Source organism: Mycobacterium sp. 3-98 (assembly GCF_035918355.1).
GTDB lineage: Bacteria > Actinomycetota > Actinomycetes > Mycobacteriales > Mycobacteriaceae > Mycobacterium > Mycobacterium intracellulare.
Window position 1 is genome coordinate 2,866,499 of the sequence record NZ_CP142360.1, and the last position, 26,957, is coordinate 2,893,455.

Here is a 26,957-nt window from a genome sequence, read left to right on the forward strand (position 1 = left end):
GCTGGTCGCCGTGGTCCACCACATCGCCGCGGACGGCTGGTCGCTGCGACCGCTGGTGCGCGACCTGGGCATGGCGTACGCCAGCCGGTCCGCCGGGCGGGCCCCCGACTGGGAGCCCCTGCCGGTGCAATACGTCGACTACACCCTGTGGCAGCGCGACCAGTTCGGCGAGCTGGCCGACAGCGGCAGCCGCATCGCCGAGCAGCTCGCCTACTGGCAGGAGGCGCTGGCCGGCATGCCCGAGCGGCTTCAGCTGCCCACCGACCGGCCCTACCCGCAGATCGCCGATCAGCGCGGCGCGGCCGTCGAGGTCGACTGGCCGGCGGACCTGCAGCAGCAGGTCGCCGGGCTGGCCCGCGAGTACAACTCGACCAGCTTCATGGTGGTGCAGGCCGCCCTGGCGGTGCTGCTGTCGAAGATCAGCGCCAGCACCGACGTGGCGGTGGGCTTCCCGATCGCCGGGCGGCGCGACCCCGCCCTCGACGAGCTGGTCGGCTTCTTCGTCAACACCCTGGTGCTGCGTGTCGACCTGGCCGGCGATCCCTCCTTCACCGACCTGCTCGCCCGGGTGCGCGCCCGCAGCCTCGAGGCGTTCGAGCACCAAGACGTGCCCTTCGAGGTGCTGGTCGAGCGGGTCAACCCGGCGCGGAGCCTGAGCCATCACCCGCTCGTGCAGGTGATGCTGGCGTGGCAGAACTTCGCCGGCCAGGACGGCGACCCCGGGGCCGGGCTGGCCCTGGGCGACGTGCGGGTCACCTCGATTCCGCTGGACACCCAGGTGGCCCGCATGGACCTGGTGTTCTCGCTGGCCGAACGCTGGACCGACGGCGACGAGCCCGCCGGGATCGGCGGACGGGTCGAGTTCCGCACCGACGTGTTCGACGCGGACAGCATCCGGGCGCTGATCCGGCGGCTGGAACGAGTCCTGACGGCGATGACCGCCGACCCCACCCGCCCGATGTCGTCGGTGGACCTGCTCGACGCGGCCGAGCACGCCCGGCTGGACGCCCTGGGCAACCGCGCCGTGCTCACCGCACCGGCGACCGAGGCCGGCTCGATCCCGGCGCTGTTCGCCGCGCAGGCGGCGCGCACCCCCGACGCGGTGGCCCTGAGCTTCGAAGGCCGCTCGTGGACCTACCGCGAGCTCGACGAGGCCGCCAACCGCCTCGCGCACCGGCTCGCCGGCTTCGGCGTGGGGCCCGGCGAGCGGGTGGCCCTGCTGTTCGGCCGGTCGGCCGACGCGATCGTCGCGATCCTCGCGGTGCTCAAGTCCGGCGCCGCGTACCTGCCGATCGACCCGGGGCTGCCGGCCGAGCGGATCGGGTTCATGCTCTCCGACGCCGCCCCGATGGCCGCGATCAGCACCGGCGAGCTCGCGGCGCGGCTGCGCGGGCATCACGTCGTCGTCCTCGACGTGAACGACCCCGCGATCGACGCCCAGCCGGCCACCGCTCTGCCGGCGCCGGACGCGGACGACATCGCCTACCTGATCTACACCTCGGGCACCACCGGGGTGCCCAAAGGCGTTGCGGTGAGCCACCGTAACGTCGCCCAGCTGCTGGCAGCCCAGGACTCGGGCCTGCCGCGCGAAGGCGTGTGGTCGCAGTGGCACTCGCTGGCCTTCGACGTCTCGGTCTGGGAGATCTTCGGCGCGCTGCTGCACGGCGGGCGGCTGGTGGTCATCCCGGACTCGGCGGTGCGATCCCCGCGGGACTTCCACGCGCTGCTGGTCGACGAACGGGTCAGCGTGATCAGTCAGACCCCGTCGGCGGCGGGCGTGCTGTCGCCCGAGGGGCTCGAATCGGCCACCCTGGTGGTCGCGGGGGAGGCCTGCCCGACGGAGCTGGTGGACGCCTGGGCGCCGGGACGGGCGATGATCAACGCCTACGGCCCCACCGAGGCGACGGTGTACGCGGCGGTCAGCGCGCCACTCAAGGCCGGATCGAACGTCGTTCCCATCGGATCGCCGGTGCCCGGCGCGGGGCTGTTCGTGCTGGACGAGTCGCTGCGGCCGGTGCCGCAAGGCGTCGTCGGCGAGCTGTACGTGGCCGGCGCCGGCGTGGCCTGCGGCTACTGGAAGCGGTCCGGCCTGACCGCGTCGCGGTTCGTGGCGTGCCCGTTCGGGGCGCCCGGATCGCGCATGTACCGGACCGGTGACCTGGTGTGCTGGGGCTCCGACGGGCAGCTGCAGTACCTGGGCCGCGCCGACGACCAGGTCAAGGTCCGCGGCTACCGCATCGAGCTCGGCGAGGTGCGTTCGGCCCTCGCCGCCCTCGACGGGGTGGACCAGGCCGTCGTCATCGCGCGCGAGGACCGTCCCGGCGATAAGCGTTTGGTCGGCTACGTCACCGGCGCAGCGGACCCGGCCCAGCTGCGCGCCCGGCTGGGCGATCGGCTCCCGGCCTACATGGTCCCGGCGGCGGTCGTCGCGCTCGACGCGCTGCCGCTGACCCCCAACGGCAAGCTCGACGCGCGGGCCCTGCCGTCACCGGAATACACCGACGCCGATCGCTATCGCGCCCCCCAGACCCCGGTCGAGGAGACCCTGGCCGCCATGTACGCCCAGGTCCTGGGGGTCGAGCGGGTCGGGGCCGACGATTCGTTCTTCGACCTGGGCGGGGACAGCATTTCCTCGATGCAGGTGGTGACCCGGGCCCGGGCCGCGGGCCTGGCGGTGCGGACCCGCGACATCTTCACCGAGCAGACCGTGGCCCGGCTGGCCCGGGTGGCCGTCGCGGCCGACGGCGAGGACGGCGTGGTCGACGAGGGCACCGGGGCGATCACCGCCACCCCGATCATCCGCTGGCTGCGCGGGGTGGAAAGTGCGGGCGGTCCGGTCGACCAGTTCAACCAGACGATGGTGCTGCAAGCCCCCGCCGGGGTCACCGAGGCCGACGTCGTGACCGTGTTGCAGGCCCTGCTGGACCGGCACGCCATGCTGCGCCTGCGGGTGGACCGCGATTCGGACGACGACGGCGGCGAGTGGTCGCTGCAGGTGCCCGAGCCGGGCTCGGTGGACGCCGCGCACCGCGTGCTCTCGGTGGACGAACTGACCGACGCGGCGGTCGTCGAGGCGCGGGCCCGGTTGAACCCGGCCGCCGGGGTGATGCTCAGCGCGCTGTGGGTCGCACCCACCGGCCAGCTGGTGCTGATCGTTCACCACCTGGCCGTCGACGGGGTGTCCTGGCGGGTCCTGCTGGAAGACCTCAACATCGCCTGGGGCCAGCACCACCACGGGCAGCCGGTGGCGCTGCCCACCGGCGGGACGTCGTTCGCCCGCTGGGCGTCATTGCTGGCCGAGCGCGCGCACGCGCCCGCGGTGACCGAGCGGGCCGAAGCCTGGCGTCGGGTGGCGGCGACCCCGCCCGCGCTGCCGGCCGTGCGTCCCGGCCTGGACACCTACGAGACCGCCGAGAACCTGTCGGTGCTGCTGGACGTCGAGACCACCCGCACGCTGCTCGGCGAGGCGCCGGCCGCCTTCCACGCCGGGATCAACGACATCCTGCTCGCCGGGTTCGCGCTGGCCTGGGCGGAATTCCTGGGCAACGCGGGCGCCCCGATCGGCATCGACGTCGAGGGCCACGGCCGCGACGAGGAGCTGGCCGCCGGCGTGGACCTGTCCCGCACCGTGGGCTGGTTCACCGCCAAATACCCGGTGGCCCTCAACGTCGGCGGCCTGTCCTGGGCGGACGTCGTGGCCGGCGCGCCGATCCTGGGCGCGCTGCTCAAAGACGCCAAGGAGCAGCTGCGCGCCCTGCCCGACCCGCTGACCTACGGGTTGCTGCGCTACCTGAACGACGAGGTCGACCTGGACGGCTCCGACCCGACGATCGGGTTCAACTACCTCGGCCGGCTGGGCGGGGCGGCCGCCGAACTTTCCGACGAGCTTTGGCGGATCAGCCGGGACGGCGCGGCGGCCACCGCCGCCAGCACCGCGGTGCCCATGCCGCTGATGCACACCGTGGACCTCAACGCCGGCACCATGGACACCGAGGACGGCCCCCAGCTGCACGCAACCTGGACGTGGGCGCCCTCGGCGCTCGACCGCGAGCAGGTGGCCCGGCTGAGCACGCTGTGGTTCCAGGCGCTGGCCGGCATCTGCGCGCACGTGCGCGACGGCGGCGGCGGACTGACCCCGTCGGACATCGCGCCGGCCCGGCTGAACCAGCCGCAGATCGACCAGCTCGAGCGGATCCACCGGGTGGCCGACGTCCTGCCGCTGACCCCGTTGCAGGAGGGGCTGCTGTTCCACGCCACCACCATGCGGGGCTCCGACGACCACCTCTACGTGGTCCAGCTGGACCTCAGCCTCGCCGGTCCGATCGACCGCGACCGGCTGCGCGACGCGATGCACGCGGTGATCACCCGGCACCCGCACCTCGTCGCCCGGTTCAGCGACCGGTTCGACGAGCCGGTGCAGATCATCCCCGCCGACCCGGCGATGGCCTGGCGCTATCTCGAGGTCGCCGCCAACGGGTCCGAACCCGAGGAGCAGATCCAACGCCTGTGCGCGGCCGAACGCGAAGCCGTCTACGACCTGGCCGACGAGCCCGCCGTGCGGGCGGTGCTGATCCGCACCGGGCAGGACCGGCATCGGCTGGTGCTCACCATTCATCACATCGTGCTCGACGGCTGGTCGGTCCCGATCCTGCTGAACGAGACGTTCGCCTGCTACACCGGCCAGCGCCTCCCCGCGCCCCCGCCCTACCGCAGGTTCGTCGCCTGGCTGGCCGAACGCGACCGCGACGCCGCGCGCGAGGCCTGGGCAGGGGTGTTCGACGGCTTCGACACCCCGACGCTGGTCGGCCCGCCGCACCAGCCGGAGCCGGGCGCCCGGGGCGTCCAGTCGTTCACGGTCCCGGCGGGGATCACGGCCGCGCTCGGCGAGCTGGCCCGCTCCAGCCACACCACCGTCAGCACCGTGCTGCACGCCGCGTGGGCGCAGCTACTGGCGTGGCTGACCGGCCAGCACGACGTCGCGTTCGGCACCACCGTCTCGGGCCGGCCCGCCGACGTCCCCGGCGCCGACGCGATGGTGGGCCTGATGATCAACACCGTCCCGGTGCGCGCGCGCATCACGGCGGCGACCACCGCGGCCGACCTGCTGGCCCAGCTGCAAGGCGCGCACACCGAGACCCTCGACCACCAGCACCTGGCACTGAGCGAGATCCACCGAATCATCGGTCAGGACAAGCTGTTCGACACCCTGTTCGCCTACGAGAACTACCCGCTGGACACCTCGGCGATGGCCGTCGACCACGAGCTGGGCATCACCGACGTCAACATGTTCGAGCGCAACCACTACCCGTTGACGATGCAGGCCGCGCTGTCCGGCGAGGAACTGGGCCTTCGGGTCGAATACGACGCCGCCGTCTTCGACGCGCACACGATCGGCGCGCTGGGCGAGCGGTTCGAGCGGGTGCTGGTCGCGATGACCGCCGATCCCGCCCGGCCGCTCTCGTCGGTGGACCTGCTCGACGGGTCCGAACACGCGCGCCTCGACGAGGTCGGCAACCGGGCGGTCCTGGCCCGCGCGCCGCTCGAATTCCCGTCGATTCCGGCGTTGTTCGACGCGCACGTCGCCGGGACGCCGGACGCGGTGGCGGTCAGCTGGGGCGACCTGTCGATGACGTACCGCGAACTCGACGACGCCGCCAACCGGCTGGCGCACCTGCTGACCGGCCACGGCGCGGGCCCGGGACAGGCTGTGGCCCTGCTGTTTTCGCGCTCGCCGCAGGCGATCGTCGCGATCCTGGCGGTGCTCAAGACCGGCGCGGCCTACCTGCCGATCGACCCGGCGGCGCCCGCCACCCGGATCAGATTCATGCTCGAGGATTCCGCGCCGGTCGCGGCCGTCACCACCACGGGCCTGCGCTCGCGGCTGGACGGGTGCGACGTCACCGTCATCGACATCGAGGACGCACCGACCGACACCGCAGCGGGCACGCCGTTGCCGGCGCCCCCGCCCGACGGCATCGCCTACATCATCTACACCTCGGGCACCACCGGCGTTCCCAAAGGCGTTGCGATCACTCATCGCAACGTGACGCAGCTGCTCGAGCCGCTGGATGCGGGCCTGCCACGAGCCGGCGTGTGGACGCAAAGCCACTCGTACGCGTTCGACGTCTCGGTGTGGGAGATCTTCGGCGCGCTGCTGCGCGGCGGGCGGCTGGTCGTCGTGCCCGAGTCGGTGGCGCGCTCGCCGCGGGACTTCCACGACCTGCTGGCCGCCGAGCGGGTCAGCGTACTGACCCAGACGCCGTCCGCGGTGGCGATGCTGTCCCACGAGGGGCTGGAATCGGTGTCGCTGGTGATGGCCGGGGAGGCCTGCCCGCCCGAGGTGGTGGACCGGTGGGCGCCGGGCCGGGTGATGGTCAACGCCTACGGCCCGACCGAGACGACGATGTGCGTGGCGATCAGCGCGCCACTGACGGCGGGATCCGGGACGCCGCCGATCGGTTCGCCGGTGGACGGCGCGGCGCTGTTCGTGCTCGACGGCTGGTTGCGTCCCGTCGCCGCAGGCGTCGTGGGGGAGCTGTACGTGGCCGGCGACGGGGTGGCCGCGGGTTACGTCGGCCGGCCCGGGCTGACCGCGTCGCGGTTCGTGGCGTGCCCGTTCGGGGCGCCCGGGTCGCGCATGTATCGCACCGGGGACCTGGTGTGCTGGACAACGGACGGCCAGCTGCAATACCTGGGCCGCGCCGACGAGCAGGTCAAGATCCGCGGCTACCGCATCGAGCTCGGCGAAGTCCAGACCGCGCTGGCCGCGCTGGAGGACGTCGACCAGGCGGTGGTGATCGCCCGCGAGGACCGCCCCGGCGACAAACGCCTGGTGGGGTACATCACCGGAACCGCCGACCCGGGCGAGGCGCGCACCGCGCTGGCCCAACGGCTGCCGGGCTACATGGTGCCGGCGGCCGTGGTCGGGCTCGACGCGCTGCCGCTGACGCCCAACGGCAAACTCGACACCCGCGCGCTGCCGGCGGTGCAGTACACCGGCAGCGGGTACCGGGCCCCGTCGAACGCGCTCGAGGAGGCGCTGGCCGCGGCCTTCGCGCGCGTGCTCGGCGTTCAGCGGGTCGGGGCCGACGACTCGTTCTTCGACCTGGGCGGCGACAGCATTTCCGCGATGCGTCTCGTCGCGGCGATCAACACCGGCCTGGGTGCCGATCTCCCGGTGCGCACCTTGTTCGACGCGCCCACGGTCGCCGGGTTGGGTCAGCGACTGCGCACCCCCACGACGGACGCGCACGAGGTGGTTCCGGTGCAGACCCTCAAGCAGGGGGTCGGCGGTGTCCCGCTGTTCTGCGTGCATCCCGCCGGCGGGGTGAGCTGGCCGTATCAGGTGCTCGGAAACCACCTCGACTGCCCGATCATCGGGATCCAGCAGGTCCCGCGCAACGGCGACGGCGGCCCGCGGTCCATCCGGGCGATGGCGCAGACCTATGCTGACCGGATCCAGCACGCCTATCCCGACGGGCCCTACAACCTGCTGGGCTGGTCGTTCGGTGGGGTCGTGGCCCACGAGGTCGCCATCGAGCTGCAGCGGCGGGGGTGCGAGATCGGGCGCCTGATCCTCCTCGACGCCCAACCCGGCCTCGACGGCGGCATGGCCGTGGGCGAGCACGCCCAGGGCGAGCAGCGGGTGCTCGAAGAAGTGTTGCGGGCCAACAACATCGGCCCCGTCGAACAAGACGGACACGCCGACGAACGCCGGCCGCGCAGCAAACCGCTCGTCGCGCAACTGCTGAGCAACCTCAACGACAACATCGAGCTCTATCGCCGCCACGAGCCGGGGCGCTTCGAGGGGGAGATCACCGTGTTTTCCGCGGCCCGCGACGACGGCGATCGCGGCGCGCGGCTGTCGCGATCGTGGGCGCCCTACGCGTCCGGCCACATTGCGGTGCACGCGATCGACTGCACGCACCACGACATGCTGACCGCCGAATCGGTGGCGAGGTACGGCGAGCGGCTGCGCGACCTTCTGGGCGCGACGATGCGAGCCACCTCACACTCGCGGCGATCGCAGTGATCACCACGCGTTGATCATGGGCGTTGATGGGCCGTTGCAGCGCTTTTGGCGGACGTCACGCGCGCGCCGAATCGGGCCCCGGTAGGGTCGAAGAGGTGTGCGGAGTCACCGGGGAGGTACGACTCGACGGGCGGGCGCCCGAGGTAGCGGCGGTCTCAGCGATGGCCGCCGTGCTGACGCCGAGGGGCCCGGACAGTGGCGGCGCCTGGTCGCAGGGCCGGGTTGCCCTCGGCCATCGTCGCCTCAAGATCATCGACCTGACCGAGGCCGGCTCGCAGCCGATGGTCGACTCCGAACTGGGCCTGTCGATCGCCTGGAACGGCTGCATCTACAACTACAAGGAACTGCGCAGCGAACTCAGCGGGTACGGCTACCGCTTCTTCTCGCACAGCGACACCGAGGTTCTGATCAAGGCCTACCACCGGTGGGGCGACGACTTCGTCAGCCACCTGTTCGGCATGTTCGCCTTCGCCATCGTCGAGCGCGACAGCGGGCGAGTGCTGCTCGGGCGCGACCGGCTCGGCATCAAACCCCTGTACCTGACCGAGGACAACCACCGGGTCCGCTTCGCCTCGACCCTGCCGGCCCTGCTGGCCGGCGGCGGCGTGGACACCCGCATCGACCCCGTCGCCCTGCACCACTACATGACCTTCCACTCGGTGGTGCCCGCCCCGGCCACCATCCTGCGCGGGGTGCGCAAGGTGCCGCCCGCCTCGCTCGTCGCGATCGAGCCCGACGGCAGGCGCACCGTCACCACGTACTGGGCGCCCGACTTCACCCGGCACGCCGACCGCGCGGACTGGTCGGAGCGCGACTGGGAAGACGCCGTGCTGTCCACGCTGCGCCTGGCGGTGAAGCGCCGCCTGGTGGCCGACGTGCCGGTCGGCTGCCTGCTGTCCGGCGGTGTCGACTCCAGCCTGATCGTGGGCCTGCTCGCCGAGGCCGGCCAGCACGGGCTGTCCACCTTCTCGATCGGCTTCGAGTCGGCCGGCGGCGTCAAGGGCGACGAGTTCCAGTACTCCGACATCGTGGCCAAGCGCTTCGAGACCGACCACCACCAGATCCGCATCGAGACCGAACGGATGCTGCCCGCCCTCGACGGGGCCATCGGCGCGATGAGCGAGCCGATGGTCAGCCACGATTGCGTCGCCTTCTATCTGCTCAGTCAGGAAGTGGCGCGCCACGTGAAGGTCGTGCAGTCCGGCCAGGGCGCCGACGAGGTGTTCGCCGGCTATCACTGGTACCCGCCGATGGGCTCACCGGCCGCCGCGTCGCTGCAGGGTGCGGTCGCCGAGTACCGCGGTGCCTTCTTCGACCGTGATTCGGCCGAGCTGGCCGGCCTGCTGGGCCCGGGCATCATGGCGCCCGGCGACCCCAGTGGCCGATTTGTCACCGAGCACTTCGCGCAGGCCGGCGCCGAGACGGGCGTCGACCGCGCGTTGCGGCTCGACACCACCGTGATGCTCATCGACGACCCGGTGAAGCGGGTCGACAACATGACGATGGCGTGGGGGCTGGAGGGCCGGGTTCCGTTCCTCGACCACGAGCTGGTGGAACTGGCCGCCACCTGCCCGCCGGAGTTGAAGATCGCGCACGAGGGCAAGGGCGTCCTGAAACAGGCTGCGCGGCGGGTGATTCCATCGGAGGTCATCGACCGGCCCAAGGGCTATTTCCCGGTTCCGGCGCTGACCCATCTCGAGGGGCCCTACCTCGACATGGTCCGCGACGCCCTCTACGCGCCGGTTGCCAAGGAGCGCGGCCTGTTCCGTGCGGAAGCGGTCGACACCCTGCTGGAGAATCCCAACGGCAAGCTGACCCCGCTGCGCGGCAACGAGCTGTGGCAGATCGCCCTGCTCGAGCTGTGGTTGCAGCGTCACGGCATCACGGGGCCGGTTGCATGACCGTGGTCGATCCGTCCGGCGACCACACCGAGGCGATCACGCTCGGTCTGCACGACGCTTCGCCGCCGGAGCTGGTCGATGCGATGGCGAAAGACGTCGAGCTCGAATTGGGTTGGGGCCGACTGATTTTCGGGCAGACCTTCGCCGACTCCCAGCAACTGGTCGAGGCGCTGCGCCGCGAGGGTCCCGGCCGGCGCGACATCTGCATCTACGCCCGCGAATCCCACGTCGTGGTCGCCGAGGCGCCGACCGAGCTGTTCATCGACCCCAGCCACACCTACCGGCTGCGCTTCACGGGCAAAAAGAAGGCCTCGCCGCCGCCGCCGCTGGGCGTGACGGTGCGCACGCTCAACGATCCGATCGACGCCGACGCCATGAACCGCGTGTACGTGCGCTGCGGGATGGTCCCCGCCGGGGTCGACGTGATCTGGGACAACCATCGGCATGTGCCGGCGGTGAAGTATCTGCTCGCGGTGCGCGACGAGGACGGCGCCGTGGTCGGCACCGTCACCGGCGTCGACCACGAGTTGCTGTTCAACGACCCGGAGGAGGGGTCGAGCCTGTGGACGCTGGCCGTCGATCCGGCCGCCGGGCTCCCGGGGGTCGGCGCGGCCCTCACCCGGGCGCTGGCCGAGCACTTCCGCGACGCGGGCCGCGCCTACATGGATCTGTCGGTGGCCCACGACAACGCCGCCGCCATCGGCCTCTACGAGAAGCTGGGTTTCCGCCGCGTCCCGGTGCTGGCGATCAAGCGCAAGAACGCGATCAACGAGCCGCTGTTCAGCCCGCCGCCCGAGACGGTCGACGACCTCAACCCGTACGCCCGGATCATCGCCGACGAGGCGCTGCGCCGCGGGATTTGGGTCGAGGTGCTCGACGCCGAGACCGGCGAGATGCGGCTCACCCACGGCGGGCGCAGCGTCATCACCCGCGAGTCGCTGTCCGAATACACCTCGGCGGTGGCCATGTGCCGCTGCGACGACAAGCGGTTGACCCGGCGCCTGGTCTCCGAGGCCGGCATCACCGTGCCGCGCGCGCGGCTGGCCACCTTCGACGAGAGCGACTTCGCCTTCCTCAAGGAGGTGGGCGAGGTCGTCGTCAAACCGACGCGGGGCGAGCAGGGCAAGGGCATCACGGTCGGGGTCGTTCCCGACAACGGGCCCGACGACCTGTCCGCCGCCCTCGCGCGCGCCCGCAAGCAATACCCGGACGTGCTCATCGAGCAGCGGGTGGCCGGCGACGACCTTCGCCTCGTCGTGATCGACGGCCGCGTCGTCGCCGCCGCCCTGCGCATGCCCCCGGAGATCATCGGCACGGGGGAGCACAGCGTGCGGGACCTGATCGCGGCCGAAAGCCGGCGGCGGTCGGCGGCCACCGGCGGCGAGTCCCGCATCCCGCTGGACGACCTCACGGAATCGACCGTCGCCGAAGCCGGTTGGGCGCTCGACGATGTGCTGCCCCAGGGCACCCGGCTCCGGGTGCGTCGCACGGCGAACCTGCATCAGGGCGGCACCATCCACGACGTCACCGCGCAGGTGAACAGCGAGCTGTGCCGGGTCGCGGTGACCGCGGCCGAGGCGATCGGCATCCCGGTGACCGGCATCGACCTGCTGGTGCCCGACGTCACGGGCGCCGACTACGCGTTCATCGAAGCCAACGAGCGACCGGGGCTGGCCAACCACGAACCTCAGCCCACGGCGGCGGCTTTCATCGATTTCCTCTTCCCCGGCCACCCCGGGCAGCCGCAGGCCTGGACGCCCGAGGAGTCCCGCTCCGATCGCGGCTGACGCCGGTCGAAACCAGAACGGAGACGCCCGTGAGTGCGAGCGCGCAAACCAACGCCATCACGACGCAGGTACCTGCACGGCTGGACCGGCTGCCGTGGTCCCGGTTCCATTGGCGCGTCGTCGTCGGCCTGGGCGGAGTGTGGGTGCTCGACGGGCTCGAGGTCACCATGGTGGGCAACGTCTCGGCTCGGCTCATGGAACCGGGCAGCGGCATCGCGCTGGACCCCGCGCAGATCGGTATGGCGGCGGCGATCTACATCGCCGGGGCGTGTTCGGGGGCGCTGTTCTTCGGTCACCTCACGGACCGGTTCGGACGACGAAACCTGTTCATCCTCACCCTCGCGATCTATCTGGTCGCCACCGTGGCGACCGCGTTCGCGTTCGCCCCCTGGTATTTCTTCCTGACCCGCTTCTTCACCGGCTCCGGCATCGGCGGCGAATACGCCGCCATCAACTCGGCCATCGACGAGCTGATCCCGGCGCGGGTGCGCGGCCGGGTCGACCTGGTGATCAACGGAACCTATTGGCTGGGTTCGGCCGCCGGCGCCGGCGGCGCGCTGATCCTGTTGAACACCGCCAACTTTCCGCCCGACATCGGGTGGCGGCTCGCCTTCGGCATCGGCGCGATCCTGGGCATCTTCGTGCTGCTGGTGCGGCGCAACGTCCCGGAGAGCCCGCGCTGGCTGTTCATTCACGGACGCGAGGAGGAGGCCGAGCACATCGTCGGCGAGATCGAGCAGGAGGTCGAGCGGGAGACGGGCGAGCCCCTGCCCGAGCCGCAGGGCAAGCCGCTGCGGATCCGCCAGCGCAAGGCGATCTCGTTCCGGGAGATCGCCGGCGTGGCCTTCAAGCTCTACCCGCGGCGCGCGGTGCTCGGGCTGGCGCTGTTCATCGGGCAGGCGTTCCTCTACAACGGCGTCACGTTCAACCTCGGCACGCTGCTCAGCCAGTTCTACGCCGTGCCGTCGGGCATGGTGCCGGTCTTCTTCGTGCTGTGGGCTCTGAGCAACTTCGCCGGCCCGCTGGTGCTCGGGCATCTGTTCGACACCGTCGGCCGCAAACCGATGATCACGCTGACCTACATCGGCTCGGGTCTCGCGGTGGTGGTGCTGGCGCTGGTGTTCGTCACCCAGGCCGGCGGCGTCTGGGCCTTCATCGGCGTGCTCATCGTGGCGTTCTTTTTGGCGTCGGCCGGTGCCAGCGCGGCGTACCTGACCGTCAGCGAGATCTTCCCGATGGAGACGCGGGCGCTGGCGATCGCGTTCTTCTACGCGATGGGGACGGCGATCGGCGGCATCACCGGCCCGCTGCTGTTCGGTCAGCTGATCAACTCGGGCCACCGCAGCGAGGTCGTCTGGTCGTTTTTGATCGGCGCGGTGGTGATGGCCGCGGCCGGGCTGGTCGAACTGTGGCTGGGGGTCGCCGCCGAGCGGCGCCCGCTGGAAGAGCTGGCGTTGCCGCTGACCGTGGAAGACGCCGAAGAGGCCGAACGCCAAGGGGATTCGGCGCCGCTCCCGGACTGACGGGCCGTCCGCTCGCGCGCGTCACCGCTCGCCTATCCGGTGAGCCTGGTCAGCCAGGCGGGATCCTGATAGTTCACGGACGTGACGCCGTCCCACACGAAGGGGGTGGAGTTGGCGTTGACGCCGGACAGCGTCGAATAGCCGTTGGCCGCTTTCGTCTTGGCCGTGCCGAGGTCGTCGCCGGACTTGATGCAGGTGATCACGGCGGCGCCGGCGCCGACCGTCTTGGCCAGTTGCGCGAATTCGCCGTCGGTGCGGTCTTCGGCGCCGCCCTCCTGCGGCTGAAAGTTGCTGGCGAACAAGCCCGAATAGAAGTCGCTGTAGAGCTTGGCGTCGTTCTGCGCGGCGACGCAGTAGGTGGCCGCGACCGCGCGGGTCGAATAGGTCCGGCTGTGCGAGCGGTCGTCGAGGAAGTTGAGCAGGTGATAGCGCACCGCGAGCTTCTTGTTGTTCACCGCCGCGTCGATGTCGGCGCCGTTCGATCGGATGAAGGTGCCGCACGGCGGGCAGATGGGTTCGTTGAAGATGTCGATCGTCGCCCGTGCGGCCGAACTGCCCACGTACACACCGTCATCGAGCACCCGCAGCGCGACGGCCTCCGGTGGTGGCGGCGGCGAAGGCGGCTCCGGCGGGGACTCAGATTCCCACGGCCGTACCACGGCGAGCAGCGCCCCGACGAGCACCACGGCGACGGTGGCGGCGACGCCGACCCACAGCCAGGGCCTGCGGCCCGCTTGCGGCGGTGGCGCCCACGGCGGCGGGCCACCGGCGTTGCTCCAGCCCCCAGCGCCGCCCCAGCCGGTCGGTTGGGGCACCGGCCCGCCGGGAGTAAATGGCTGGCCGGCGCCCGCAGGGCTGGGCCACGCCGTCGCCGCGGGCGGTGCCGGCGCGATGCCCCCGGGTGCCTGGGCGGCGAATGCCGAAGGCGGCGTTGCCATCTGGGTGCGCGCCAGGATGTCGGTGGCCCGATCCTGGTCGGGTGCGGCCAGCGCCGCGTACGCGGCGGATGACAGGTCACCACAGGTGAGGTAGCGGTCGTCGGGGTTCTTGGCCATGCCGCGGGCGATCACCTCGTCGAAGCCGGCCGGGATGCTGGGCCGCGCCGCGCTGGGCCGTGGGATCGGTTGGTGCACGTGCGCGCCGATCACGCTGAGCTGGTCGCCCGTGTAGGGAGGGGAGCCGGTCAAGCACTCGTACAGCACGCAGGCCAGCGCGTAGATATCGGCGCGATGCGTCACCTGGGAGTCGCCGAACCGTTCCGGGGCCATGTATTTGGCGGTGCCCACGGTGGTGCCGATTTGCGTCAGCTTTTCGTCCGACGTCGCGCTGGCGATGCCGAAATCGACGAGGTAGGCGAAGTCGTCGGCGCTCACCAGAATGTTCTCCGGCTTGACGTCTCGGTGCAGGATGCCGGCCGCGTGGGCGGCGTCGAGCGCCGACCCGATCTGACGGACGATCGCCACCGCCCGCGGCGGCGACAATGGCCCGTACCGCTTCAGCATGCCGGCCAGGTCTTTGCCGTCGACGAGGCGCATGTCGACGTAGAGCTGGCCGTCGATCTCGCCGAAATCGTGGATGGGCACGACGTGGGGTTCGTGCAGCCGCCCGGCGGTGCGGGCCTCGCGCTGCATCCGCGAGCGGAAGACCGGGTCGTTGGACAGCGTCGGCGACATCAGTTTCAGGGCCACCACGCGCTCGCGGACCGTGTCCTCGGCCTCGTAGACGTCGCCCATGCCGCCGCGACCGACCAGCCGCCGCAGCAGGTACGGCCCGAACTGCGAACCCGCCCGCGTATCCGCGGTCGTGTCATCCATCGGCGACTCCTCATCCGCCAGCCCCATGCACCGCAAACCGATTCGTGGCGCCCGCGCGGGCCCGGCCGATGGCGGCGCCGGATCCGTCGATGCGGTGGCATGCAGGCATAAGGCTAAGGTTTCGGCGACCGCGGGGCACACCGAATAGCGAAAGCCAGCTAATTCGACGGGACGCGCTTAACGGACGTCGTCATCCCCGGCGGCGCGGTCGGTGAGGCCTTCGCGCGACAGCGCCCGGACGAATCCGTAGGCCTGCATCCCGGCCGGGCCGGGATTGTCGAAGATCCACTCGTTGATCTTCTCCAGCGCGTTGGCCAGGTCGTCGCGCTTGACCCGGACCAGATAGGTTCTGCGGTCGTCGTCGGGGTCCTCGAGTGACTCGGCGACCGCGACGGGGTTCCGGAACGCATACGCGATCCCGTGCACGGCATCGTGGTTGAGCGCCCACTGAATTTCGCTGGGGCGCAATCGGTTCACCGCCAGATTCCGATAGTCACGGTCGTGGTCTGAACTGCTCACCTGGCCGGTGATCCTTTTCTGTGTGCAGCGCGGGAGGCGACAAGCCGGGCGTTTTCATCATAGGAAGGGTGGCCGCTTGCTGCATGTCGAGCGCTTCTGCGCACCGGTGTCAGCGGCTGTACTTCAGAAACAGGTAGTCGTCGCAGACCAGCGCGTGCGCCAGGCGCATCGTGACCGGCGCGGTCAAGCGCGCCGGGTGCACGCGGTAACCCACCGGCTGGCTCGCGGCGAGCCTGGGGGCGAGGGTGACGCACAGTTCGGTGACGGCGTCGGCCTCGACCAGCTCGTCGAGCAGGGTCGGCCCGCCCTCGCACAGGATGCGGCGCATGCCCTGCTCGCGCAGCATCGCGACGGCCAGGGCCACGTCCACGGTGTCCTCGCCGGCGATCAGGACGCGCAGCCGGTCGTCGTGGTCGAGGCGCGCCGCGGTTCGCGCGCAGGTCACCAGGATCGGTGGTTGTTCGGGATCGCTGAACAGCCGCGCGGGCAGGTCGCCGCTGCGGCTGACGACGGCGATCGGCGGGGGCGCGAATCGCCCCTCGTGGTGCCGCCTGGCCCGCGCCGCGTCGCTGAGCTTCACCGGGCCATAGTTTTCGGCGCGCGCGGTGCCCGCCCCGACCAGGACGACGTCGGCCAGCCCGCGCAGGATCCGCAACAGCCGCTGATCGGTGGGACACGACAGGGGACCGGCTCGCCCCCCGAACGCGGCGGCGCCGTCGGCGCTGAAGATCATGTTGGCGCGCAGGCCATCCGGGGGATCGGCATAGAACGGCGCGAGTTCGACGATGCTGGGGACGGTGCTGACCCGGGGAGACTGGTCCACCCTCACGCCTCGTGGCCGGGTTCGAGCTGGCGGACGTCGCCGAACGACACCCAGCTTTCCAGCTCCCGTGGCGGGCTGCCGCCGACCGGGGCCAGCAGGTGCCCGACGTGGTCGCCCAGCGGGAAGCGCTCCAGGATCTCGCCGACGAACCAGGCGGCCGCGTCGTCGAGGATGGGCATCCCGTCGGGGCCGGAATGCCAGGAACAGCGGGCGAACTTGTCGATCTTGTCGCTGGTCTGACCGCCGAAGAGCTCCACGACGTCGAGGTGGTCGTGGTCGAACACGTGCACCGCCAGGTGGGTGGCGTCGCGGGCCGTGCGGAACGTGTGGTTGCGCTGCGACAGGCCGACCAGGAATCGGGGCGGGTGAATGCTGGCCTGGCTGGCGAAACCCACCAGGCAGCCGGCCGGGGTGCCGTTGGCGTGCGTGGTGACGACGAACATCGGATAGTTCAGCACCGCCACCAGCTTGTCGAATGCTTCGGTTTCGGGGTCGGCCATCCGGTCAGTCTTCCCCGTCGCAGCGCCGGGGAATCGTGTTCCCGCGATTTGCGCCGCGACGCAACATCATTCGGGAGATGAGTCGCCGGACCGCGTAGGCGGCGACGCCGACGCCCAGCACCGCCACCCCGGACAGCACCGACCACCGCGGCATCGCGAAAGCCAGCACCACGCATCCGAGCAATCCGATCACCGGGACGACCCGGGGCGGTCGGCCCTCGTCGCGCCCGAGGGTGAACGCCGAGGCATTGGCGACCGCGTAGTAGATCAGCACGGCGAACGAGGAAAACCCGATGGCGTCGCGCAGGTCGGTGGTGGCGGCCAGGACCGCGACCACGACGCCGATCAGCAGTTCGGCGCGGTGGGGCACCCGGGTTCGCGGGTGCACGGCGGCCAGCGGGTGGGGCAGATGGCGGTCGCGCGCCATGGCCAAGGTGGTGCGCGAGACGCCGAGAATCAATGCCAGCAGCGAGCCCACCGCCGCGACCGCCGCGCCCGCCTGAACCAGGGGAACCAGCGGGCCCGCGCCCGCCGCGCCGGCCGTTTCGACCAGCGGCGCGGCGCTCCGGGCCAGCCGGGCCGGCCCCAGCACGGACAGGGCCGCGATCGCCACCAGGGCATAGACGGCCAGGGCGATGCTCAGTGCCAGCGGTATCGCCCGCGGAATGGTGCGGGCCGGGTCGCGCACCTCCTCGCCCAGGGTCGCGATGCGCGCATATCCGGCGAAGGCGAAAAACAACAGTCCGGCGGCCTGCACCACACCGCCGGCGGTCGCGCCCTGCAGGCGGAACGGATCGAAGCCGGGCCGTCCCGATCCGAGCGCGGCGACGATCACCGCGGCCAGCACGGCCAGCACCAGCGCGACGATGATGCGGGTCAGCCAGGCCGACTTCTGCACTCCCGCATAGTTCACCGCGGTCAGCGCGACCACCACCGCCACGGCCACCGCGTGCGCCTGCGCGGGCCAGACGTAGGCGCCGACGGTCAGGGCCATCGCCGCGCACGAGGCGGTCTTGCCGACGACGAAGCCCCACCCCGCCAGGTAGCCCCAGAACTCGCCCAGCCGCTGTTGGCCGTAGACGTAGGTGCCGCCCGAGGCGGGATAGCGCGCGGCCAGCCGCGCGGAGGACGTGGCGTTGCAGTAGGCCACCACCGCCGCGAGCGCCAGGCCCAGCAGCAGTCCCGAACCGGCGGCGCGCGCCGCCGGGCCCAGCGCGGCGAAAATCCCGGCGCCGATCATCGAGCCCAGCCCGATCACCACCGCGTCGAAGACTCCCAGGCTTCGGCGAAGCTCGCCGCCGCCGGATGGCGCGCTCATCCGAGTGGGTTGTTCTGGCGCACTCCGCGATACATGCCCCAGCGCACGAACCACGGCATCACCACGCGTTCGACCGACCAGGACGGGAAGCGGAAGGCGTGGCCGGTGGGCAGGAAGACCTCCAGGCCGTTGGGCTGGATGCCGACCAGTGAACCCCAGCGCCGCGTCGGCGCGCGATAGGTGCGCAGCGGGCGGCCCGCGAATTCGGCGAGGACGTTTCGCGCCACCAGGGCGTCGCCGCGATTGCGGGCGGAGCTGCGCAGGGGGTCGGTGGCCGCGACGTCGCCGAGCGCGAAGACGCCCCGCTGACCGGGCACCCGCAGGTCCGGCGTGACGCGCACAAACCCGCGCTCGTCGAGCAATTCCGGTGGCAGCCAACCGGTGTTGGGCCGCACCCGCCCGATCGCCCACAGCACGGCGTCGGCGTCCGCCGGGGGTTGTCCGGTGCTCCAGCGCACGGGCTCGTCGGTGAGTTCGTCGCCCGCGAAGCCTTCGCCGATCACCGCGCGGTGGCCGGGGTGCACGCCGACGCCCAGCCCGCTCAGCCGGGCGCGTATCCGCTGCCAAGTCCGCGGGTGATACTCCTGAAGCGCGGACTCGCCGGGGAAGTACAGGTCGATTCGCTTGTCCGGCCAGGTGGTCGCCATGTTGAGGGCGCTGCTGACGGCCGCCGCGCCGCCGCCCACCACGATCACCGACTCGGCGGCGGCCAGCCGGTCGTGCGCGGCGCGCAGCCCCGCGCCGATCTCGGCGGCGGACTGCAACGTCGGCTGGCGCCAGAACCCGTTGCTGACCCCGGTCGAGATGACCAGCGCGTCGTAGGGTTCGGCGATCGTCGCGCCGTCTTGGCCCCGGCCGAAGACGATGCGGGCGCCCAGGTCCACCCCGGTCAGCGTCGCCTGCACCGTGCGGACGCGATCCAGGCGGCGAAACCGGTCGAACGGGATCCAGTAATCGCGGGCCCAATCGTGCGGGCGGGACAGCCGAACGCCGAGTTCCTGGCCGCTGACCAGCGCGGGTTTGGCCGAGATCCCGACGACGTCGGCGTGCCGCGACAGCCGGATCGCCGCGAGGACGCCCGCGTCCCCGAGTCCCGCGACGACGACGCGCTTTCGGTTCATGGCGCTATCCTGCCCTGCGTGCGGTGCGGACGAACGCCGACGAGCCGATAGCGGGGGAGGCCACATCAGTTGGACGCTCTTCTGCGCGCCCTCGTGCGGGCCTCGGCGCCCCGTCCCGCCGCGGCACAGCGCGCCGCCAAGGACTTCGAGAAGGGTTTGTTCCCGGCGGTTGTCGCCGAGATCCGGTGGGCGTTCACGCCGCCGCGCACCTGGCTGATGGGGGTGGTGGCCAACGTGGCCGCCGCCGCCGCCTGGCTGCTGGTGCAGCCGCTGACCCCGGTGGGCCGTCACCACGATTGGGTGATCCTGGTGGGCACCTACTTCTCGTCGTGGGTCCTCGCCGACGTGACCACCACCAACTTCCTGGGCGCGGATCATTACCGCATCGTTCGGGGCCTGTCCGCGGGGGTGCCGTTCGGGCGAATCCTGTTGATCAAGAACCTCGCCCTGCTCGCGATCGTCGGGTTGCCCACCCTGGCCGCCGCGACGGTGCTGACGCTGTGGCTCGAAACGCCTGCGCGCCTGGGCATTACGATCCCCACCGTGGCGGTTCCCATCGTGTCGTGGCTGGGCGTGGGAAACCTCATCTCGGTGCTGCACCCGGTCAGCGTCGAGCCGCTGGTCCGGCGCTGGCGCCAGCGCGGCGATCTGCGCCGCACGCGCAGTTGGCTGCTGGCGCTCGCGCTGCCGTACGCGCTGTATTACGTGGCCGACCCGATGAACGGTGTGGAGCACCGGGTGCTGTGGCAGCAGGTGCCCGCCCTGATCTGGCCGGTGTTCGGGCGCGACACCAAGAGCCTTGTCCACGTTGGCATCGCGGTCACCGTGTGGGTCGCGTGCAGCGTCGCCGCGCTCGGATGGCAGCGCCGGCGCGGGCTGCAGGTCAGGTGAGCTGCGGCTTGATCTCTTCGATGACCCACTGCGCGTAGTCGAGGTACTCGTCCACGCCACCGACGGCCGGAACGGGCACCGCGGTCATCGTCACGCCCTGGTCGGCGAGCCAGCCCAACCGGTCGACGATCTGCGCCGCGCTCATGCCCGGCCGATCGCTTGCGTCGCGGCGCGCGACGTGTCCTTCGCCGACCCGGTTGGTGCCCAGCCCGTGCATCACCTCGAAAGGCCGCCCGTCATAGGAAGGTTGGGACTTGATGTAGTCCAGCTTTTCGGCGATCTGCTCGGGTTTGGTTAGGAACGGCCACCAGCCCGAACCAAAGGTGGCGGCCCTGCGCAACGCGGCATCGGCGTCGCCGCCGATCCAGATCGGGAGATGGGGTTTTTGAACGGGTTTCGGCTCGAAGGCGATGTCGGCGAACGACACGTAGCGTCCTTCGAATGTCGGCGCGTCACTGGTCCACAGTTCGACGATGGCCGCCAGGTACTCGTCGGCGATCCGCCCGCGTTCCGCGAACGGCACGCCCACGAGCTCGAACTCCCGTGCCAGCCATCCGACGCCGAACGTGACCATCATCCGGCCGCCACTCATCCAGTCGGCGGTGGCAAGCGCTTTGGCCAGCACGATCGGATGCTGCAGCGGCAGGATGGTGATGCAGGAATTGACGGCGACCCGTTCGGTGGCGCCGGCGATGAAGGCCTGGGCCACCGTCGAATGCAGGTAGTGCGGCCCGGACAACTCGACGTGGTCGGTCGGGATGACGAGATGTTCGGGCACCGCGATCATGTCGTAGCCCCACTGGTCGGCGCACCGCATCATGCGCCGCTGTTCGGGGCCCGTGACGGTCGCTTCCCATGGTTGCGAAATCGCCTTGAGGCGCAGCATGTGCGGAACGGGGAAGGAGAATTTCACGGGCGTCCCAGCCAGCGGTCCATGTCCCCCAATCTAGGGTGCGTGTTGTTAACCTGGCCAGGTGGACTCCGAAACGGACCCTGCCAGCAAAAAGCCGACGAACGCGGCATTGGCCGCGACCAGTCGCGCGTTGCTGTGCATGATGTCCTACGAGGAGGAGATCTCCGGCTACGACCTCAAGAAGTGGATCGACTGGAGCGTCGATCTGTACTACTGGAGCCCGTCCTACAGCCAGATCTATACGGAGCTGAAGAAGCTGGAGGGCTTGGGACTGGTCACGTCGCGCGTCGAGCGGGACGAGGGCACCCGCACCCGCCGGCTCTACAAGATCACCGAAGCCGGCATGGCGGCCGCAATCGAGTGGGTCAACGACGCGCCGGTGGACCCGCCGGTGCTCAAACACAGTGTGCTGCTTCGGGTTACGTTCGGTCACCTCACCAATCCGGCTCGGCTCAAGGAACTGCTGCAAGAACACGTGGCGTTCGCCGATGCCCGCCACCGCAAGGCGGTGGAGGATGCCGACGGCGCCGAGGGCGAACCCGCATGGGCGTATTCGGTGATCGCCTTGCGCTGGGCGGCGAAGTACTACGCCGCCGAGCGTGAGTTCGCGCTCGAGCTCATGAAGGACATCGACGAGGCCGACGCCGTCCTGAAGAAGGCCGAGAAGGGCGGGTTCGGCAAGCCGCGCCCCACGCCGGGGTATTGGCGCGAAATCGAGAAACAGGTCCAGGCGAAGCGCGGCGCCGACTAGTTCTGGTTCGATTCTTCAGACTAGTTCTGGTGCGCCTTTCCGGTGCCGTCGCTCGTTTCCGCTCGCCCGCTCGCTGTTTCGGATATCGGAAACGGATATTGAATTCCCTTGTGTCACTGTGGTTTCTGTGGTCACATTGCGGGGTTTTGTGTCGGTGGGCCTCGATAGTTTGACGGTATGGGTTCGGGCGGCGTCATCGATCGGGACTCGATCAGCGCGGCCTTCGACGCGCTTGATGCCGCGATCGAGGGCGTGGCGGGGCTGAGTTTTGATGCGCTGGCTCCTCGGGAGTGCCTGGCGTTGTTGGAGCGCTGCGAAAAGGCGCGCCGCCGGCTGCCGGTGGCTGAGCATGCGTTGATCAATCACCTGGCCCGCCAAGCCAGCATCGAAGAACTCGGCGGCCCGCTGGATCAGGCGATCGCCGACCGGCTGCGGATCAGCCACACCGAGGCCGCCCGGCGGGTCAAAGAGGCCGCCGATCTGGGCCCGCGCCACGGCCTGACCGGTGAACCGTTGCCCCCGGTGTTGGCCGCCACTGCCGCCGCCCAGGCCCGCGGTGAACTCGGCGCCGCCCATGTGGCGGTGATCCGCCGGTTCTTTCGCCGCCTGCCGGGCTGGATCGACCCAGCCACCCGCGAGCGGGTCGAGGCCGACCTGGCCGGTCACGCCGCCTATCACCGGCCCGACGAACTCGACGGCCTGGCCCGCGTCCTGGAAGATTGCCTCAATCCCGACGGCCTTTTCACCGATGAGGACCGGGCCCGTAGCCGCGGGGTGACCCTGGGCCGCCAACAGGCCGACGGCATGTCGGAGTTGCGGGGCCTGATTACCCCCGAACTACGCGCCACGCTGGAAGCCGTGGAAGCCAAACTCGGTGCCCCGGGCATGTGCAACCCGCTCGACGACATTCCGTGTGTGGAGGGGACGCCTAGCCAGGCCGCCATCGATCGTGATACCCGTTCGGCTGCTCAGCGCGGCCATGACGCTCTGCTGGCCGGGCTGCGCGCGCTGTTGGCCTCCGGGGAGTTGGGTCAGCACAACGGGTTACCGGCCTCCATCTTCGTCACCACCACCCTGGCCGAGTTGGAGGCCGCCGCCGGGCGAGCCCTGACCGGCGGGGGCACCATCCTGCCGATGAGTGAGGTGATCCGCCTGGGCCGCCACGCCCATCACTACTTGGCGATCTTCGATAAGGGCAAGGCCCTGGCGCTGTATCACACCAACTTGTTAAATCCTTGCAGGCGATCGTGGTCTGCAGCCATGATCTCCGAGGTGGTGGCCGGTTGACTCGTATCACACCTGTCACCCGTGGTTGACTTTCGCTTGGCTTGTCGGCCGGTCACCGCCGTATATGCGCAGAGTGGCTGAAGAGAGGCCTGCGTAGCCGAAAGTTGGTGTGCCCTCCGCGCTTTCATCTCTAAACCGAGGCGAGGAGAGAAGTTTCGTGCCAGCGATATTGAAGACCCAGATGGTGATCGCAATCGATCCACACAAAGCGTCCTGGACTGCCGCAGCAGTGGACGCCTCGTCGCGGCCCGTAGCCGCCATTCGCGTACCGGTCAGCCGTGACGGCTACCGCGCATTGCGTCGTTTCGCCCGCCAGTGGCCCGACTCGACATGGGCGATCGAAGGCGCATCCGGTCTGGGCGCGCCACTGACAGCGTGGCTACGTACCGACGGAATCGACGTCGTCGATATACCTGCGAAACTAGCTGCGCGCGTGCGGACGCTGTCGACCGGCCACGGTCGCAAGAACGACGACGCGGACGCAGTAAGCGTGGGGATCGCCGCACTGAGCGCACGTTCGCTGACTTCTGTTGTGGTAGACGGCACCGTGATCGCCCTACGTGCGATCGTCGACCACCGCGACGACCTGGTCAAAACCCGCACCCAGACCGTCAACCGCCTGCACGTCGTGCTTGCCAATCTCATTCCTGGTGGTGCAAAACGTGATCTCACAGCCGAGCGGGCCGTCGAACTCCTTCGCAAGGTCCGTCCTCGCGATGCCGCCGGCAAAACCCTGCGCAGCCTCGCCGCCGACCTCATCACTGAGGTACGCCACCTGGACCGCCGAATCACCAAGGCGGCCGCCGACATCAAGACCGCCGTCAGCGCCTCTGGCACAACCCTCACCGAGTTGTGCGGCATCGGAGAATTGACCGCGGCCAAGATCCTCGCCCGAGTCGGCACCATCGATCGGTTCTGCTCCGCCGCGGCGTTCGCCAGCTACAACGGCACCGCCCCGATCGACGTGTCCTCCGGAGATGTCATCCGCCACCGGCTCTCTCGCGCCGGAGACCGCCAACTCAACTGCTGTCTACACATCATGGCCTTAACACAAATCCGGCAGGACACCCCAAGCAAGGCCTACTACTTGCGGAAACGAACCGGCGGTAAGAGTCACAAGGAAGCAATACGGTGCCTGAAACGACGCCTGTCTGACATCGTCTACCGCCAACTGCTCCGCGACGCGACAAGACGTAAGGCAGGCCCGGGAGGACAATCGGGGGCGGCTCTAATATCCAGCGCGGCCAGCTGAAACCCCGCACACTGACTCTTCGGACAAGCCACTTCCCGGACCTGCTAGCAGCCACCATACAACCGAACAATGGCACACCTCTTGACACAGAGAGGCGCCAAGCGGCTGGCTTCCCCGGGACAACGAATCGTGTTGTACGCCAAGGACCGCGGCTGCACCGCCCCGGGCTGCACCGTGTCGGGCTACTACTGCGAAGTCCACCACACCACCGACTACAGCACCTGCCACAGCACCGACATCAACCAGCTCACCTTCGCCTGCGGCCCGCATCACCGCATGCTCGACCCCGGCGGCTGGACCACCCGCAAAAACACCCGCGGCGACACCGAATGGAAACCCCCACCCCACCTCGAGCGCGGCCAACCCCGCACCAACACCTACCACCACCCCGAAAAACTCCTCCACCACGAACACGACGACGACGAAGAAGCCGACAATCCCGGCGCCGCATAACACTTTTCGCCATCGCCGCTAGCTCCGATGGCGCCGACCCGCCTCGCCCGGCTGCGCCGCGCTCGCCATCGCCGCTAGCTCCGATGGCGCCCACCCGCCTCGCCCGGCTGCGCCGCGCTCGCCATCGCCGCTAGCTCCGATGGCGCCCACCCGCTTCGCCCGGCTGCGCCGCGCTCGCGCTCGCCGCTAGCTCCGATGGCGCCCACCCGCTTCGCCCGGCTGCGCCGCGCTCGCGCTCGCCGCTAGGTCCGATGGCGCCGACCCGCCTCGCCCGGCTGCGCCGCGCTCGCGATCGCCGCGTCCTGGGCCGCGATGTAGCCGTACACCAGACCCTGCGCAATCGTCGCGCCCGCACCCGGATACGTCGTGCCGAACGCGTTCGCGGCGGTGTTGCCGATCGCGTACAACCCGGCGATCACCCCGCCGTCCTCACGCAGCACCCGCGCCCGCTCGTCGGTCCTGAGCCCACCGCAGGTGCCCAGATCGGACAGCACCACCTTCACGGCGTAGAAAGGACCTTTGACCAACGGACGCAGATTCGGGTTTGGCTTGACCGTCGGGTCGCCGTAATAACGGTCGTACGCGCTGCGGCCGCGGCCGAAGTCGGGATCCTCGCCTGCGGCGGCGTTGTGGTTGAACCGCGTCATCGTCTCGAAGAACGCCGACACCGGTACACCGATCCGCGCGCCCAGATCGGTGAGATTATCGGCGCGGGCCGCAATGCCGGCGTCATACCAGGCCTGCGGGACGCGCATGCGCGGGAACAGTTCGGCGCCAAAGACATAACTATTGCGGTACTGCTGGTCGAAGATGATCCACATCGCCTCGACCGGGCTGCCGGATCGCTCCAGCTCGAGCACCCGCTGCCCGAACGACATGTAATCGGTCGCTTCGTTGGCGAACCGGCGCCCGTGCTGGTCCACGATGAGGCAGCCCGGAAGCGACCGCTCGGCCAGCATCACCGCGGGCGCCTTGCCGGGCAACGGCGCGATGGCGGGGAACCACCACGCCTGATCCATCAGGTCGATGCCGGCGCCGAGTTCCTGGCCCGCCCGGATGCCGTCGCCGGTGTTGGCCGCGGCACCGAGGCTGAGATCGGCGCCCAACGACTCCGATTGGAATTTCCACCGCATGTCCATGCTGTGGTCGAAACCGCCGGTCGCCAGCACGACGCCGCGCCGGGCGGTGATCGTCACCTCGCGGCCGCCGTGATCGACGACGGCGCCCGTCACGCGCTCGCCGTCGCGGACGAGCCGCACGAGCGCGGTGTCGGTCCACACGGGGATCCCGGCCCGCAGCACACCGGTGAACAGCCCGGCCGCCAGGCCCTGACCGCCCGCCGCGTAGCGCCGGCCCACCATGCGGCCCGCCACGCCCTGCGCCAATCGCTTGCCGTACGTGGGAATGCCCTTACGCGGCATCCGGGCGACCAGATTCATCCAGCGGTAGTCGGCGCCCGTCGTCGGCATCGGAACACTGACCTCCATCAGGCCGGGCTCCAGCCGGGTGCGGTACGCGCCGAGCAGCGAGGTGTCGAACGGGCGGCATTCGCAGGTGCGTCCGGCCGCGCTGCCACCGGGCGCCTCGGGGTGGTAGTCGGAATAGTCGCGGGCCCAGAACAGCCGCAGCGGCGTCATGCGGCGCAGCATGTCCACCGTCGCCGACACGTGCGCCAGGAACCCGGCCGACCGCTGCGCGGGCGCCGACCCGCCGACCACCGAGTCCAGGTAGGCGCCGGCGCTTTCGGCGGTGTCGCCGGCGCCGGCCTCGGCCAGCACCGGGCTGGCCGGCAGCCACAGCGCGCCGCCGGACCGCGCGGTCGAGCCGCCCACGTACGACGATTTCTCCACGATCAACGCCGACAACCCGGATTCGTGGGCGGCCAACGCCGCCGCCATGCCGGTGCCGGAGCCGACGACGAGCAGATCCACGGCGGTGTCGGCCACGGGAAGCCCGGCAGGGATCGTCGTGCTGCGCGTCGTCACGTTCGAAACGGTAGGCCGCGCAGGCGCGATACCGGAAGAGCCGTCCTGATGAGTGGAACAACCCGGCCCACACGCCGGCCCGGGGGA

General features: G+C 70.4%; 15 protein-coding genes and 2 pseudogenes (1 of these 17 cut by a window edge). 9 read left to right on the forward strand and 8 right to left on the reverse strand.

Annotated elements, in window-relative coordinates:
* From QGN30_RS13665 to QGN30_RS13680, 4 genes are all read left to right on the forward strand, one after another.
* Nucleotides 1–8,032, forward strand: partial view of a non-ribosomal peptide synthase/polyketide synthase gene (locus tag QGN30_RS13665; RefSeq protein ID WP_248923683.1) — the 3' portion only. Its footprint begins 23,210 nt before the window's first position; 8,032 of the gene's 31,242 nt are visible here — the last part of the coding sequence; its start codon lies off the left edge, out of view; the stop codon is at nucleotides 8,030–8,032.
* A gap of 95 nt (nucleotides 8,033–8,127) precedes the next feature.
* Entirely contained in the window at nucleotides 8,128–9,933 is a 1,806-nt protein-coding gene (locus tag QGN30_RS13670) for an N-acetylglutaminylglutamine amidotransferase (protein ID WP_009953549.1), read from the forward strand.
* Entirely contained in the window at nucleotides 9,930–11,720 is a 1,791-nt protein-coding gene (gene ngg, locus QGN30_RS13675; RefSeq protein WP_008257303.1) for an N-acetylglutaminylglutamine synthetase, read from the forward strand. The genes QGN30_RS13670 and ngg overlap by 4 nt, the downstream gene beginning before the upstream one ends.
* A gap of 29 nt (nucleotides 11,721–11,749) precedes the next feature.
* Complete coding sequence (locus QGN30_RS13680; RefSeq protein ID WP_225331768.1) at nucleotides 11,750–13,243, forward strand: MFS transporter; 1,494 nt, start codon at nucleotides 11,750–11,752, stop codon at nucleotides 13,241–13,243.
* A gap of 32 nt (nucleotides 13,244–13,275) precedes the next feature.
* On the opposite strand, the gene QGN30_RS13685 is transcribed toward QGN30_RS13680, so the two are convergent.
* From QGN30_RS13685 to QGN30_RS13710, 6 genes are all read right to left on the reverse strand, one after another.
* Nucleotides 13,276–15,057: a serine/threonine protein kinase PknE gene (locus tag QGN30_RS13685; protein ID WP_225331767.1), complete on the reverse strand. Its 1,782-nt coding sequence runs from the start codon at nucleotides 15,055–15,057 to the stop codon at nucleotides 13,276–13,278.
* A 177-nt stretch (nucleotides 15,058–15,234) separates the two neighbouring features.
* Entirely contained in the window at nucleotides 15,235–15,576 is a 342-nt protein-coding gene (locus QGN30_RS13690) for a hypothetical protein (protein WP_008257297.1), read from the reverse strand.
* Between the two features lie 109 nt (nucleotides 15,577–15,685).
* A complete protein-coding gene (locus tag QGN30_RS13695; RefSeq protein ID WP_014382710.1) occupies nucleotides 15,686–16,399 on the reverse strand; it encodes a pyrimidine reductase family protein in 714 nt (237 codons plus the stop codon).
* A gap of 2 nt (nucleotides 16,400–16,401) precedes the next feature.
* Nucleotides 16,402–16,899 (reverse strand): flavin reductase family protein, encoded by a 498-nt coding sequence (locus QGN30_RS13700; RefSeq protein WP_014384863.1) that lies wholly within the window; start codon nucleotides 16,897–16,899, stop codon nucleotides 16,402–16,404.
* Nucleotides 16,900–16,903: 4 nt separating this feature from the next.
* The gene (locus QGN30_RS13705) at nucleotides 16,904–18,217 is read right to left on the reverse strand and encodes an APC family permease (RefSeq protein ID WP_014384862.1); all 1,314 of its coding nucleotides are present in this window, start codon (nucleotides 18,215–18,217) and stop codon (nucleotides 16,904–16,906) included.
* Nucleotides 18,214–19,338, reverse strand: coding sequence for an FAD-dependent oxidoreductase (locus QGN30_RS13710; RefSeq protein ID WP_201409279.1), 1,125 nt, complete (start codon nucleotides 19,336–19,338; stop codon nucleotides 18,214–18,216). Before QGN30_RS13710 ends, QGN30_RS13705 begins: the two co-directional genes overlap by 4 nt.
* A gap of 93 nt (nucleotides 19,339–19,431) precedes the next feature.
* On the opposite strand from QGN30_RS13710, the gene QGN30_RS13715 reads away from it, so the two are divergent.
* Nucleotides 19,432–20,229, forward strand: a complete 798-nt coding sequence (locus QGN30_RS13715) for a hypothetical protein (RefSeq protein WP_248923682.1) — start codon at nucleotides 19,432–19,434, stop codon at nucleotides 20,227–20,229.
* On the opposite strand, the gene QGN30_RS13720 is transcribed toward QGN30_RS13715, so the two are convergent.
* Nucleotides 20,222–21,142 (reverse strand): TIGR03619 family F420-dependent LLM class oxidoreductase, encoded by a 921-nt coding sequence (locus QGN30_RS13720; RefSeq protein WP_014380270.1) that lies wholly within the window; start codon nucleotides 21,140–21,142, stop codon nucleotides 20,222–20,224. The two genes, QGN30_RS13715 and QGN30_RS13720, sit on opposite strands and share 8 nt — an antisense overlap.
* 61 nt (nucleotides 21,143–21,203) lie before the next feature.
* On the opposite strand from QGN30_RS13720, the gene QGN30_RS13725 reads away from it, so the two are divergent.
* The 4 genes and pseudogenes from QGN30_RS13725 to QGN30_RS13740 form a co-directional block, all read left to right on the forward strand.
* On the forward strand, nucleotides 21,204–21,893 hold the full coding sequence (locus tag QGN30_RS13725; RefSeq protein ID WP_009956802.1) for a PadR family transcriptional regulator: 690 nt from the start codon (nucleotides 21,204–21,206) through the stop codon (nucleotides 21,891–21,893).
* A gap of 177 nt (nucleotides 21,894–22,070) precedes the next feature.
* A pseudogene (locus QGN30_RS13730) lies at nucleotides 22,071–23,123 on the forward strand (13E12 repeat family protein); the annotation flags it as partial.
* A gap of 238 nt (nucleotides 23,124–23,361) precedes the next feature.
* Nucleotides 23,362–24,432: an IS110 family transposase gene (locus QGN30_RS13735; protein WP_042792078.1), complete on the forward strand. Its 1,071-nt coding sequence runs from the start codon at nucleotides 23,362–23,364 to the stop codon at nucleotides 24,430–24,432.
* A 99-nt stretch (nucleotides 24,433–24,531) separates the two neighbouring features.
* Nucleotides 24,532–24,885, forward strand: a pseudogene (locus tag QGN30_RS13740) (HNH endonuclease signature motif containing protein); the annotation flags it as partial.
* A gap of 242 nt (nucleotides 24,886–25,127) precedes the next feature.
* Here QGN30_RS13740 and QGN30_RS13745 read toward each other — a convergent pair.
* Nucleotides 25,128–26,870: a 3-ketosteroid-delta-1-dehydrogenase gene (locus tag QGN30_RS13745; RefSeq protein WP_248923118.1), complete on the reverse strand. Its 1,743-nt coding sequence runs from the start codon at nucleotides 26,868–26,870 to the stop codon at nucleotides 25,128–25,130.
* Nucleotides 26,871–26,957: the final 87 nt, after the last annotated feature.

Excerpts from the sequence above, each read along its gene's own strand:
- QGN30_RS13710 (WP_201409279.1), bottom strand. The coding sequence starts at position 19,338 with ATGAACCGAAAGCGCGTCGTCGTCGCGGGACTCGGGGACGCGGGCGTC.
- QGN30_RS13700 (WP_014384863.1), bottom strand. The coding sequence starts at position 16,899 with ATGGCCGACCCCGAAACCGAAGCATTCGACAAGCTGGTGGCGGTGCTG.
- QGN30_RS13735 (WP_042792078.1), top strand. The coding sequence starts at position 23,362 with ATGGTGATCGCAATCGATCCACACAAAGCGTCCTGGACTGCCGCAGCA.
- QGN30_RS13685 (WP_225331767.1), bottom strand. The coding sequence starts at position 15,057 with ATGGATGACACGACCGCGGATACGCGGGCGGGTTCGCAGTTCGGGCCG.
- QGN30_RS13705 (WP_014384862.1), bottom strand. The coding sequence starts at position 18,217 with ATGAGCGCGCCATCCGGCGGCGGCGAGCTTCGCCGAAGCCTGGGAGTC.
- ngg (WP_008257303.1), top strand. The coding sequence starts at position 9,930 with ATGACCGTGGTCGATCCGTCCGGCGACCACACCGAGGCGATCACGCTC.